The sequence below is a fragment of the Streptomyces sp. NBC_00659 genome (genome assembly GCF_036226925.1).
Lineage (GTDB): Bacteria > Actinomycetota > Actinomycetes > Streptomycetales > Streptomycetaceae > Streptomyces.
Genome location: NZ_CP109031.1, coordinates 2,686,871 through 2,699,158, shown reverse-complemented (window position 1 = coordinate 2,699,158; position 12,288 = coordinate 2,686,871). Strand labels below are relative to the sequence as shown.

The window sequence follows — 12,288 nt, the reverse complement described above, 5'->3', positions numbered from 1 at the left end:
CCCGGAGGCCGCCGTGGCAGAAGCCCTGGAGCCGGTCCAGCCAGTCCCGGACTCGGCCCCGGACTCGGCCTCGGTCCCGGAGTCGGTCCTTGAGCCGGCTGTGGAGGTCTTCCCGGCGTTCGTGCCGCGACCGGCCGTGCCGGTCCTCCCTGCGTTCGCGCCGCGCCCGCCTTCGGGCCCCGCGCCCTTCATCTCCCCGTCAGCACCCTGAGAAGCCATGACCCGACTCTAGTGCCCGCGGCTCGGGACACCGCATGCCTTTTCCATCGCACGGACCACACCGGATGCGTCGCTTCCGGGGCGGGCGGAGGCTGTCGGTGAAGCCGTCCGGGGAACAGGAGAGGGGACCGAGGGTGGAGACAGCAGCGAAGGTCGACGCGCTGATGGACGGCCTCCGCGCCGATCTGGAACGCCTCGCGGCCATCCCCTCCGTCGCGTTCCCCGGCTTCCCGGCCGAGCCGGTGCGGGAGGCCCACGATCTCCTCGTGGGCATGCTGCGGGACGCCGGAGTGGAGCGTGTCGAGAGCATCGATCTTCCCGGCACCGCCCCCGTGATCTTCGGGGAGATCCCGCCGCCGGACCCGGCCGCGCCGACCGTCCTGCTCTACTCGCACTACGACGTGCAGCCGCCCGGGGACGAGAAACTGTGGCTGTCGCCGCCCTTCGAGCCGACCCCCGTCGAGGGCGGTCTCCGGGCCCGCGGGATCGCCGACGACAAGTCCAACGTGATCGCTCATCTGGGGATGCTCCGGGCGTACGAGGGGCGGCCGCCGGTCGGGGTGAAGATCGTCTTCGAGGGGCAGGAGGAGTACGGCAGTCCCTTCGACGACTATCCGCCCAGCGATCCCGAGCGGTTCGCGTGCGACGCGATGGTCATCGCCGACCTGGGTAATCTCCGCCCCGGCAGCCCCACCCTGACCACCGCGCTGCGCGGTGCGGCCGAGGTCGTGGTCGAGGCGCGCACCCTCGAGGAGCCCCGGCACAGCGGGGAGTTCGGCGGTGCCGCGCCGGACGCCCTGCTCGTGCTGCTGACCGCCCTGTCCACGCTGCACGATGTGCAGGGCGATGTGGCCGTCGCGGGGCTGCGGCGTGAGGAGTGGAGCGGAACGACGTACACCGAGGACGAATTCCGTGAACTCGCCGGTGTCTGCGACGGAGTCCCGCTCATCGGCAGCGGAAGCCTCGGCGAGCGGCTGTGGAGCGGGCCCGCGATCACGGTGATCGGCCTGGACGCGCCGAGTGTCGAACACGCGGCCTCCGCCGTCGTCCCGTACGCGCGTGCCAAGCTCAATCTCCGCTTCCACCCGCGCCAGGACGCGAAGGAGGCGCGGGCCAAGCTGGTCGACCACCTGCGCTCGCTGCGGCCCTTCGGCGTCCCGCTCACTGTCACACCGGGCGACACGGGCCCCGGCTACAAGGCCTCGACCGGCGGCCCCGCCTATCGCGCCGCGCTGACCGCGCTGCGCGAGGCCTGGGGCGAGGAAGTGGCGTACATCGCGACCGGTGGATCGATTCCGCTGGTCAACGGGCTCGCACGAGCCGCACCCGACGCCGAGGTGCTGCTCTTCGGGGCGCAGGACAGCATGTGCAACCTGCACGCACCCAACGAGCGCGTCCTCTTCTCGGAGCTGCGCAACACCGTCGTGGCGATGTGTGCCTTCGTAAGGGAGTACGCGGCAGGCTTCCGCGCGGGAGCGGGGCAGAGCGCGTGACCCGGGACGGGACCGTCCGGTGACCACGCCGACCGGCACCGAGCCGGCCGGCACAGAAGAGCCGCCGCACCAGCACAGGTTCACGTTTCCGAGCGCGCTGACCGTCCTCGCGATCGTCACGATCGCCGTGTGGGCACTGGCGTTCCTGATCCCGGCAGGACAGTACGACCGCACGCCCGAGGGCAGGCCGATCCAGGGCACGTATCACCGCGTCGACTCGGGGCAGAGCTTCGTCGACCGCCTCAACGACCTCTTCCTCTCGCCCGTCAACGGCCTCTACGGAATCCTGGACGAGAAGACCGCGCAGGTCGGGCCGGACTTCGCCGGTGAACTGTACGGCAGCGCGGGTGTGTTCCTCTTCGTCCTCGCCATCGGGGCGTTCATCACGGTGGTGTTCGCGACGGGTGCCCTCGACCGGGGAATCGGCCTCCTCGCCCACCGGCTGCGCACGCGCGGAGCGATGCTCATCGCGGGCATCATGCTGGTGTTCTCGGTGCTCGGCACGGTGGAGGGCTTCGCCGAGGAGACCCTGGGGTTCTACGGGCTGATCGTGCCGTTGATGCTGGCGCTCGGCTACGACCGGATGGTGGCGGTCGGCACGATCATCCTCGGCGCCGGCATCGGGGTGCTGTGCTCGACGGTGAACCCGTTCGCGACGGGCGTCGCCTCGTCCGCCGCCGGCATCTCGCTCGGCGACGGCATCGTGCTGCGGTTCGTGATGTGGGTCGTGCTGACGGCAGTCACGATCGGGTACGTCATCCGGTACGCGCGCCGGGTGCAGCGGAGCCCCGACCGCTCGATCACCGGGTTCCTGCCGGGTGACCGCGAGCACGCCCAGGACGAGGCCGGAGAGGTTCCCGAGCTGACCGGTCTGCACAAGGCGGTCCTCGGCACCACGGCGCTGGTCTTCGCCTTCATGATCTTCTCCGTCGTGCCGTGGTCCAGCGCGCTCACCGGCGAGGCGGACGCGCGGCCGTACGGGTTCGAGCTCGGCTGGTCCTTCCCGGAGCTGGCGGCGCTGTTCCTGTGCGCGGCGGTGCTGGTCGGGGTGGTGGCGCGGATGGGCGAGCAGAAGCTGAGCGCGACGATCGTGCAGGGCGCCGCGGACTTCATCTCGCCCGCGCTGGTGATCGTGCTGGCCCGCGGGGTCACCGTGATCATGAACAACTCGAAGATCACCGACACGGTTCTGCACTCCATCGAGGGCATCGTGGAGGGCACCTCCTCCAGTCTCTTCGCGATCATCGTCTTCATCGTGAACCTGCCGCTGGCCTTCCTCATCCCCTCCACCTCCGGCCACGCGACCCTCGCCATGCCGATCCTCGCCCCGCTCGCCGACTTCGCAGGCGTCTCCCGGGCCGTCGTCGTGACCGCGTGGCAGGCCGCCAGCGGCTGGATGAACCTCTGGGTCCCCACCACCGCGGTCACCATCGGAGGCGTCGCCCTCGCCAAGGTCGGCTACGACAAGTACCTGCGCTTCATCTGGCCCCTCCTCGCCCTCCTCTTCCTGCTGATCTGCGGGTTCCTGGCGCTGGGAGCGGAGATGACTTAGCCGCCGGTGGGAGTGAGGGGCCGGGAAACGGAGCGGGGGAGTGCCGAGCAGTGGGATCGGGCACGGGCGGCCGGCCGGTCGTACGGCGGTCGTATATGGCGGTGTAGGCGTGTAGGGCGGTCGTACCGTGGTGATGTGGACAACGGCGTTCCGGCGGAAGGCGCGGCCCGCTCCGCCGATCTCACCGTGCTCGACGGGCGGATCGCCGGCTGCCGGGCCTGTCCACGGCTTGTCGCGTGGCGCGAAGAGGTGGCCGCCACCAAGCGTGCCGCCTTCGCCGGCCAGACGTACTGGGGGCGTCCGGTGCCCGGGTTCGGGCCGCCGGACGCGTCCCTCCTCGTCGTCGGGCTCGCCCCCGCCGCGCACGGCGGCAACCGGACCGGGCGGATGTTCACCGGGGACCGGTCGGGTGACGTGCTGTACGCGGCGCTGCACGACATCGGGCTCGCCTCGCAGGGCACCTCGGTGAGCGCCGACGACGGACTGGAGCTGTACGGGGTGCGTGTCACCTCTCCGGTGCACTGCGCGCCACCGGCCAACCGGCCGACGCCCGAGGAGCGGGACACCTGCCGGCCCTGGCTCGTCAGGGAGCTGGGGCTGTTGCGGCCCACGCTGCGCACGGTGGTCGTCCTCGGGGCCTTCGGCTGGGGGGCCGCCCTGCCGGCCCTCGCGGAGGCGGGCTGGACGGTGCCCCGGCCACGTCCGGTGTTCGCGCACGGGGCGCGGGTGACGCTCGTACGGCGGCCGGAACCGGACGACACGGGTATCGGCACAGGTATCGGCACCGACATCGATACCGCCCCCGCCTCCGTCGAGCTGTTCGGGTGCGTCAGCCGGCGGAACACCTTCACCGGGCGCCTCACGCCGGCGATGCTGAGGCAGGTCCTGACCGCGGCGGCGGAGTCCGCGGGGCTGACGACGCGCTCCCCGTGAGCGTTCCGCGGGTGTCAGGCGCGGCCGGGCCCACTGCCGGCCGTCGGTTCGGCCTCGGGGACGACGGCGGTCGCCGTGATCTCCACGAGCTGCCCGGTGTACCCGAGACAGGCCACGCCGAGCAGGGTCGAGGAGTGCGGGCCGATGCTCAGCCCCGAGGCCTCGACGACATTCCAGACCGCGGACAGCACCGCGGGCTCACCGCTGACGACGTACACGTCGGTCGACACGACATGGGCCATGTCGCTCCCCACCGCGCGCAGCTGCTCGTCGAGGTTGGCCAGTACCTGTTCGGCCTGGCGTACGGGATCGCCCGCGCCGACCAGCTTCCCGTCGGCGTCGAGCGGCACGGACCCGGCGAGGAAGGCGAGCTTCGTCCCCGCCTCGACGACGGACGCGTGCGCGTAGACGGGCGGCGCGAAGAGGCTGGGAACGGTGACGCGCTGGACCATGGGGGCTCCTGTGGGTGGGGTCCGCCGACGGGTGGCGGACAACCTGCCGATGATGCGGGTCCGGCACGGGCCCGCGCACCTCTATTACCGTCGACGGCGCGCCGGGCGCGGCCGACCGACGCGCGGCCGACCGACGCGCGGCCGACCGACGCGCGGCCGACCGACGCGCGGCCGACCGACGCGCGGCCGACCGACGCGCGGCCGACCGACGCGCGGCCGACCGACGCGCGGCGGACGGGCGTGCGGCGGACGGGCATGGGGCGAACCGACGCGGGGCGGAGACGCTGGGCCCGTCCCGGGCGAATAATCCCTCGAGTGATCCCCGTCGTCGCTGCTACGGTCACCGACGTGGCGAAACTCAATCAGATCATCGCAGTGGAGAAGGGCATCAAGTCCAAGTCCCATCAGGACCTGACGGCTGCTCATCATGGCCTGCAGAAGCCCGCGTTGCTCGCGGGCATCTCGCGGACGTACCAGCCGAAGGACGAGGAGGGCGAGCAGCTGCCGCCCGAGTCGACCCGGGTCCAGGTGCAGGCCGAGGACGTGCTGCGGGCCACCGCGGCGACCCTGACGCGGCTGTTCGACGTGACCGCCACCAAGGACTGGGCCAACTGCGCGGCGAGGGCCGATGTGGTGGTGGACGGGCGCGTACTCGTCGCCGAGGTGCCGGTGTCCTATCTGCTCTTCCTCGAGAAGCAGCTCACCGATCTCAACACCTTCGTAAGGAAGCTGCCCGTCCTCGACGCCTCCGAGTCCTGGGTGAGGGATCCCTCCACGGACGCCTGGAAGACCGAGCCGGTGCGGACCCTTCGTACGAAGAAGGTCCCGCGGAACCACGTCAAGGCCGAGGCCACCGAGAAGCACCCGGCCCAGGTCGAGGTGTACTACGAGGACATCCCCGTCGGGTACTGGACGACCGTCAAGTTCTCCGGCGCCCTGCCCGCGCGGCGCGTGAACGAACTCCTCGACCGTGTCGAGAAGTTGCAGCAGGCGGTCAAGTTCGCCCGCGAGGAGGCCAACGGCGCGGATGTCGTCGACCAGCGCGTCGGCGAGGCTGTCTTCGGCTACCTGTTCGCACAGGGGTAGCCTTTGAACTCCCCGGCCACAACGCACCGCGGCCGGGGTGCGCGAGGAGCGCAAGCTGAACCTGAGGCTTGTCGTGAATGCACGGTTCCAGTGGAGGTTCGAGTCCTCCCCGCGGCACCAAGCGGCACTCCGGATCCACGGAGTGTCCACGCGCCGCGGTAGCCCAACTCGGCAGAGGCAGACCGTGATCAATCTCAGACTATTGCTCCAGACTCAGCATTCGCCGCCGATCGCCGGATCGACCGGGCCCAGGCCCCAGTACGCCGAGATGCTGGTTCAAGTCCAGTCCGCGCAGCTCGATGCGTGGTGGTCCAAAGGCAGGACGCGGCGACATAACGACTGACCTGGGTTCTCAAGCGTGCCGGCGTGCGACATGGCGGCATCTCAGGGTCCGGGGGCCGGCTACGCCCTCGGACCCGCTCCTCCTCCCTCCCGAAACTCACCACGTCCGTCTCCCGTGAATGCTCCCGAAGCTGTTCACGCCAGTCGCCCGTGAATTGCTCCCGCAGCTCGTCATGTCCGTCTCCCCTGAGCTGCTTCCGAAGCCCGCTACGTCCGTCCCCCCCGTGAAATGTCACGTCGTGGAAATCCGCGCGTTCGCTGTCCGGGGACGACGCGCACTACCCTGGTAACGACACGAGCCCGGCCGACGTCGCCCGAAGGCACCCGCCCTCGCCCGACAGGAGCCCCGTGCGCATCACTCCCCTCGCCGTACCGCCCTGGCTCGCCCATGCCCTGCGCGCCCAGCGCGGACCGGTCCCCTGGAACGCGGTCGTGCGGGGTGCGCTGGCCTCCGGGCCGCTACTGCTCGCGGCCGTCCTGAGCGGGCATAGCTCACTCGGAGTGATCGCCGCCCTCGGCGCCATGCTGACGGGGATCAACGACCGGCCGGGCAGCCGACGGGTCGCCGTCGAACGGCTCGGGGTACCGGCCCTCGCCGGAGCCACCGGTCTGCTCATCGGTTCGTACGCCGGACAGCACACCGGCGCCGTGGCGCTCACCCTCGTTCTCACCGGGCTCGGACTGCTCGCCGGAGCCGTCAGTGCCGTCGGACCCGTGGCCTCCGGGGCCGGTACCCAGCTTCTGGTCGCCTCGGCGATCGGGGCCGGGATGCCGTTGCCCGAACCGGGCTGGGTGCGCGCGCTGTTCTTCCTCGGCGGGGCCGGCTGGCTGCTCGCGCTGCGGCTGGCGCTGCCGACGACCGCGGTGAACACCGGCGGCTACCGCTTCGACGGGGAGCGGGACGCGGTCGGCGGTGTGTACGACGCCATCGCCCTGCTGCTGCTCGCCGTGGGCGGACCCGACGCGACCCGGCGGCGCGTCGCGCTGACCGCGGCCCTCGACCACGCGCAGGACGCGCTCGACGGGCCCCGGCTGCGGCGGTACGCCAGTTCCGCTGCCGAGCGGCGGCTGCACGCGCAGTACGCCGCCGCCCTGCCGCTCGCCGAGGCCGCGACCGCGCTCGCCTGGGCGGGCGAGGCCGTGCCCGCACGGGCCGCGGAGGGCCCACGGCGGCTCGCCGTCGCGGTCCGCACCGGCGCCCCCACCGGGCCGCTGCCGGCGCCCGCCGTCCCCGGCGCCAGGTCCGGACCGCCCGGCGGCACACCCGTCGTGCCCGCGCTGCGCGCCCTCCACGAAGCCCTGCTGCATGCCGCCGAGACCTTCGACCGGGGCTTCGGGAACGCCCTGCACAACAGGCGGCGTACCGCTGCCTCCCTCGTCCGCACCGCGATCGGTGCCGCAGGGCGCGAGTACGGCCTCCGGGTCGCCCTCTGCTTCGGCGCGAGCGTCGCCGTGGCACAGGCCCTGCACCACGCGCGCTGGTACGGCAACCACCCGCACTGGTACTGGCTCCCCGCGACTGCCGTCTTCCTCGTCAAGCCCGATCTGGGGCCGCTCGCCTCCCGCGTGATGTGCCGTGCGGCCGGCACCGTCCTCGGCGCGGTCGTGTTCGCGGGGCTCGCTCTTCTGCTGCCGCGGCCGGAGGGGTTCGTCGCGCTGGTCGCGGTCAGCGGCGCCCTCATCCCCGTCGCCACCCGGCACTTCGCCGCGCAGACCGCCGTCGTCACGGTCCTCGTCCTCGCCCTGGTGATGGTCGGCGGTGAGCCGCAGGCTTCCTGGAACCGGATCGCGGAGACCCTGCTGGCCTGCGCGATCGTGCTGCTCGTCGGACATCTGCCGACACTCGGGCAGCGTGGCGGGACCGTGCGGGCGAGGCTCACCCGGGCCGGAGAGGCGGCGGACGTCTATCTCGCCCATGTGCTGAGCGACGGTACGGCCCGCGACCGTACAGGCCGCTGGGTGCTGCGCCGTGAGGCCTATCGCGCGCTCGCCGAGGCCCGTGCCGCGATCGATCTCGCCGCTGCCGAACTCCCCGCCCTGGCACGGCACTCCGAGGGCACCGACGCGGTCGCGGCCACCCTGGAACGGCTCGTCGACACGACCACGGCGTGTGCCGTGCAGCTCGACGACACCGGCCGGCTCACGCCCCGGCACACCGAGCGGATCGCCGAACTCCTCGGCGAACTGGCCGAGCGGCGCGAGCGCGCGGGACTGCAGACCGTGCCCACGCGGCCCGTCGCGGTGTGACGCTCGGGGCGCGGGTGCCGTACGCCTCGGGGACGGGACGGACGGGACGCCCGAGAGGGACCGACTGAGGCGTCGGCCGGCGGAGTGACTGGCTCACACGACGAGAAAGAGGACCCGCGGGGTCCGTCGCGGCTTTGCTGCCGCCCGGTGTGGACTTCGTCTCAGTACCGTCACTGCCAGAGCCGTTCACCCCATGGCAGGCGTTTTACTCTCCACAGCGGCGTGACATGGAGGTAGACGGTGAACGGGCGAATGGTGCTGGAGCGCTTTCCCGCAGGAGGACCACGCGGGTCGTGGCCCGCGGAGGAGTTCGCGCAGGCGCGCCGCCAGGAGGGCCAGGCGGCGGAGGTCGTCATGGATCTCGCCTCCGACGCGTTCCTGGTCGTCGTGGGCGGTGCCGACGGCGTCGATTGAGAGGCCGGGACCAGTCTCCACCGGAGACGGGACTACCTGCCTCCGCGACCGCCGGTACCGAAGCCTCACGCGCTGATCGGGCGTGACCAGGCGGGTGTCGTGCCCGTGACCTGGCACACCGCCAGATACAAGGGGATCGGCGGGGTATACGGAAGCGTACTATCCGGTTTGTGGATGAGCCCGGGAATCCGAGGTGCGTCCAGCACGACCGCCCCCGTGACGTAGTGGGCGGGCGTCGGCCACTCCAGGGCGACATCGGAGTCGGAGGGAACGATCCACCACCAGTGAGCCCCGTCGGCGTAGACGCAGCCCACGCGAGGCAGCCGCGACAGCAGCAACGGGCCGAAGCGGGCGGGCACCGACACCGCGTCGCAGCCCAGCGGCACGTTCATGTCCTCGGGAACGGGGAGACGCCTCGGCGGCCCGGGCTGTCGCCGTCCGCGGCTCACGCGGACCAGCGTGTCCAGGCTCAGGGCCCGCGCCGCAGACGTCCGACTCACAGGCTCTCCCGATCCCGATCCCGATCCTGTTCCCGGTTGTGCTCCCGACCCGGGTCCTCCCCAGCCTGACGGGGATCGCCGTTCCGACGTGGATCCCCGTCCCCACAGGGGTCCCCGTCCCGCCGCCGATCCCCGTCGCCGTTCCCGTTCCGGACGGAGGGAGGCTGGGGGTTCCCCACGATTCCCGCCCCCCAGGATCCCTCCGCCCCGGTGCCCCGACCGTCGTTCGGGGGCTTCTTCGCGCTCCAGCCGAGGTCCGCCCGCGGACCGGTGCCCGCTTCGGGCGAGCTTGGATCGGGCGCCCCCGGTTCGCGCCGGGTGTTTTCGGCCCGGTCTGCCGAGCGCGGGATCTCCGCCCACACCAGCAGACCGGGCCCGGTGTCCTGGGCCCCCCAGGCCCTGGACACTGCCGCGACGAGAAGCAATCCCCTCCCGTGCTCCTCGTCGGGCCGCTGTGGGGAGGGATGCGGCTCGCCGGGAGCGCACCCCTCGTCACACACGGCTATGCGCACCACGTCGTCGGCGTCGTGCAGTTCGCAGATCACGCGTTGTCCGGCGGCATGGACGATCGCGTTGGTGACCAGTTCCGAGACCACGAGGGTCGCCGCGTCACAGGTGTCCTCGCACACCGCCCAGCCGGCCAGGCGGGACCGGGCCAGGCGTCTCGCCTGTGCCACGGAGCCCGGGTGTGCGGCCAACTCGAAGCGGAACCGGCGCTCGGCGGCCGCACGGGGGCGCTGCCCCATGGCGGCACGGAGACCGAACCGGTCTTCGGCGGCGTCTGTTCCTAACGGCGCGGACGGAATCACGCTTGCCACTATCGCGTCGCCGCGAACACTTGGCAAGACTCACTCTGAAAAATGCAGAGTGCCGTGTGACGCTGTGGGGGCGCGTGGCACACTGCTGGCAACAGCTAGCGAAGCGGCGCCAGTTGGGATCGTCGAGGCGGACGAGGAAGAACCCGGACGGCGCCGAACGGGCTGCCCGGACTCAGTGGAGGTGGGACGTGAGCGAACCGCGGTCCGCGCCGACGGTCGGCCAGGTCGTTCTCGGACGGCGACTGCTGGACCTGCGGGAACGCGCGGGTCTCAAGCGCGAGGAGGCCGCGCGGATCCTGCGTGTCGCCCCCGCGACGGTCCGCCGGATGGAGATGGCCGAGGTCTCCCTCAAAATCCCGTACCTCCAGCTCCTGTTGAAGTCCTACGGCGTCGGCGACCGGGAGGCCGAAGCCTTCGTCCAGCTCGCGGAGGACGCCAACAAGCCCGGCTGGTGGCAGCGGTTCCACGACATCCTGCCCGACTGGTTCTCCATGCACGTCAGCCTGGAAGGCGCCGCCTCCCTGCTGCGCTCCTACGAACCGCACTTCGTTCCGGGCCTGTTGCAGACCGAGGACTACGCGCGCGGCGTCCTGAAGGCGGGAGCCATCGGGCAGACCAGGCCCGAGGACATCGAGCGCCATGTCGCGCTGCGCATGCAGCGCCAGAATCTGCTCACGCGTGAGGACGCGCCCCGGATCTGGGTGGTGATGGACGAGACGGTGCTGCGCCGCACCATCGGCGGCCCCGAGGTGATGCGCGCCCAGATCGACAAGTTGCTTCAGGCCACGAAGCTGCCCCATGTGACGTTGCAGGTGATCCCGTTCTCCTCGGGTCCGCATCCCGGCACGTACGGGCCCTTCGTGCTGTTCCGATTTGCCATGCCGGAACTTCCGGACATGGTCTACAGCGAGTACCTGACCGGCGCTGTCTACCTGGACGCGCGTTCCGAGGTGGCGACCCACCTGGAGGTCATGGACCGCATGGCGGCCCAAGCCGCTACGGCACATCGCACGAAGGAGATCCTCCGGGATCTCCGCAAGGAGCTGTGAATGGAACGCGTCACGCCGGAACGCATCAACCCGCGAATAGGCAACGTGCGCATCTACAACGGAATGCCCGCCCGTGAACTGGGCAGCGAGGGCTGGCACAAACCGTGGAGCGGAGGAAACGGCGGCAACTGCCTGGAGGCGATGAAACTCGCCGACGGCCGTATCGCCGTACGCCAGTCGGCGGACCCGGACGGTCCCGCCCTGATCTACACGCCCGGCGAGATAACCGCTTTCATCGAGGGTGCGAAAGCAGGAGAGGCGGACTTCCTTCTCTCCTGAACGACTTGCTTTCTCTTTTCCACGACTTCCCTGAATTTGGTTCCGAGTTGATCACTTACCACGGCGCGGACTTACGGAGACCGTCATGACCGGGCAGCCCCCGACCGGAACAGACACCGGCAAACCGCATCCGGCGCGGATGTACGACTGGTATCTCGGCGGCAAGGACAACTACCCCGTCGACGAGGAGATGGGCCGCCAGATGCTCGCCCTCGACCCGAGGGTGCCGGTGATGGCCCGGGTCAACCGCGCCTTCATGCACCGTGCCACACGCTGGCTGGCCCAGAACGGAGTGCGGCAGTTCCTCGACATCGGCACCGGCATCCCGACCGAGCCGAACCTGCACCAGATCGCCCAGGCCGTCGCGCCCGACGCGCGGGTCGTGTACTGCGACAACGACCCGATCGTGCTGGCCCACGCGGCAGCCCTGCTGCGCAGTTCGGACGCGGGAGCGACCGAGTACCTCCAGGCCGACGCGCGGGATCCGGAGGCCATCCTCGACGGGGCGCGGAAGGTCCTGGACTTCGGGCGGCCCGTGGCGCTCTCTCTCGTGGCGCTGCTCCACTTCGTCTCCGACGCGGACGGCGCGCACGCATTGGTCGACCGTCTGCTGTCCGAACTGCCGTCCGGCAGCTATCTGATGGTCACTCACGCCACCGCCGACTTCACTCCCGAGGAGTCGGCCGCGGCGATCGAGAAGCTCAAGGCGGCGGGCGTCACCCTGGCCCTGCGCTCCCGCGCGGAGTTCACCCGCTTCTTCGACGGCCTCGACCTGGTCGAGCCGGGCGTCGCGGTGGTCCACGAGTGGCACCCGGAACTGGGTGAACCGGTCCCGGGTCAGGACGACGGGGTCATCCCGGGATACGGAGCGGTGGCACGCAAACCGTAGGTCGCTCAAGGCGCG

General features: G+C 71.2%; 12 protein-coding genes. 9 read left to right on the top strand and 3 right to left on the bottom strand.

From position 1 onward, the window contains the following. Nucleotides 1-383: 383 nt before the first annotated feature. From OG410_RS11760 to OG410_RS11750, 3 genes are all read left to right on the top strand, one after another. On the top strand, nucleotides 384-1,712 hold the full coding sequence (locus OG410_RS11760) for a M20/M25/M40 family metallo-hydrolase (RefSeq protein ID WP_443063882.1): 1,329 nt from the start codon (nucleotides 384-386) through the stop codon (nucleotides 1,710-1,712). 19 nt (nucleotides 1,713-1,731) lie between these two features. Further along, the gene (locus tag OG410_RS11755) at nucleotides 1,732-3,264 is read left to right on the top strand and encodes a YfcC family protein (protein WP_329299072.1); all 1,533 of its coding nucleotides are present in this window, start codon (nucleotides 1,732-1,734) and stop codon (nucleotides 3,262-3,264) included. 135 nt (nucleotides 3,265-3,399) lie between these two features. Continuing rightward, nucleotides 3,400-4,197 (top strand): uracil-DNA glycosylase, encoded by a 798-nt coding sequence (locus OG410_RS11750; RefSeq protein ID WP_329299071.1) that lies wholly within the window; start codon nucleotides 3,400-3,402, stop codon nucleotides 4,195-4,197. 14 nt (nucleotides 4,198-4,211) lie between these two features. Here OG410_RS11750 and OG410_RS11745 read toward each other — a convergent pair whose 3' ends face one another. Next, nucleotides 4,212-4,649 carry a RidA family protein gene (locus tag OG410_RS11745; RefSeq protein WP_329299070.1) on the bottom strand — a complete coding sequence of 146 codons (438 nt, stop codon included), beginning with the start codon at nucleotides 4,647-4,649 and terminating at the stop codon, nucleotides 4,212-4,214. 348 nt (nucleotides 4,650-4,997) lie between these two features. On the opposite strand from OG410_RS11745, the gene OG410_RS11740 reads away from it, so the two are divergent. The 3 genes from OG410_RS11740 (at nucleotide 4,998) to OG410_RS11730 (ending at nucleotide 8,738) form a co-directional block, all read left to right on the top strand. After that, nucleotides 4,998-5,735: a DUF7873 family protein gene (locus OG410_RS11740; protein ID WP_329299069.1), complete on the top strand. Its 738-nt coding sequence runs from the start codon at nucleotides 4,998-5,000 to the stop codon at nucleotides 5,733-5,735. A 690-nt stretch (nucleotides 5,736-6,425) separates the two neighbouring features. After that, nucleotides 6,426-8,324 carry an FUSC family protein gene (locus tag OG410_RS11735; protein WP_443063738.1) on the top strand — a complete coding sequence of 633 codons (1,899 nt, stop codon included), beginning with the start codon at nucleotides 6,426-6,428 and terminating at the stop codon, nucleotides 8,322-8,324. A gap of 240 nt (nucleotides 8,325-8,564) precedes the next feature. Then, entirely contained in the window at nucleotides 8,565-8,738 is a 174-nt protein-coding gene (locus OG410_RS11730) for a hypothetical protein (protein ID WP_329299068.1), read from the top strand. A 65-nt stretch (nucleotides 8,739-8,803) separates the two neighbouring features. On the opposite strand, the gene OG410_RS11725 is transcribed toward OG410_RS11730, so the two are convergent. Together OG410_RS11725 and OG410_RS42565 are read right to left on the bottom strand one after the other, a co-directional pair. After that, entirely contained in the window at nucleotides 8,804-9,238 is a 435-nt protein-coding gene (locus OG410_RS11725; RefSeq protein ID WP_329299067.1) for a hypothetical protein, read from the bottom strand. Further along, nucleotides 9,235-10,056 (bottom strand): ATP-binding protein, encoded by an 822-nt coding sequence (locus OG410_RS42565; RefSeq protein WP_443063737.1) that lies wholly within the window; start codon nucleotides 10,054-10,056, stop codon nucleotides 9,235-9,237. The genes OG410_RS11725 and OG410_RS42565 overlap by 4 nt, the downstream gene beginning before the upstream one ends. A gap of 188 nt (nucleotides 10,057-10,244) precedes the next feature. Here OG410_RS42565 and OG410_RS11715 point away from each other — a divergent pair, with 188 nt between their 5' ends. The 3 genes from OG410_RS11715 (at nucleotide 10,245) to OG410_RS11705 (ending at nucleotide 12,273) form a co-directional block, all read left to right on the top strand. Continuing rightward, nucleotides 10,245-11,105, top strand: a complete 861-nt coding sequence (locus OG410_RS11715; RefSeq protein WP_329299066.1) for a helix-turn-helix domain-containing protein — start codon at nucleotides 10,245-10,247, stop codon at nucleotides 11,103-11,105. After that, nucleotides 11,106-11,384, top strand: a complete 279-nt coding sequence (locus tag OG410_RS11710) for a DUF397 domain-containing protein (RefSeq protein ID WP_329299065.1) — start codon at nucleotides 11,106-11,108, stop codon at nucleotides 11,382-11,384. Nucleotides 11,385-11,469: 85 nt separating this feature from the next. Continuing rightward, nucleotides 11,470-12,273, top strand: a complete 804-nt coding sequence (locus OG410_RS11705; protein WP_329299064.1) for an SAM-dependent methyltransferase — start codon at nucleotides 11,470-11,472, stop codon at nucleotides 12,271-12,273. Nucleotides 12,274-12,288 lie beyond the last annotated feature (15 nt).

Coding starts and splice junctions, on each gene's coding strand:
- OG410_RS11710 (WP_329299065.1), top strand. CDS start 11,106: ATGGAACGCGTCACGCCGGAACGCATCAACCCGCGAATAGGCAACGTG.
- OG410_RS11705 (WP_329299064.1), top strand. CDS start 11,470: ATGACCGGGCAGCCCCCGACCGGAACAGACACCGGCAAACCGCATCCG.
- OG410_RS11760 (WP_443063882.1), top strand. CDS start 384: ATGGACGGCCTCCGCGCCGATCTGGAACGCCTCGCGGCCATCCCCTCC.
- OG410_RS11745 (WP_329299070.1), bottom strand. CDS start 4,649: ATGGTCCAGCGCGTCACCGTTCCCAGCCTCTTCGCGCCGCCCGTCTAC.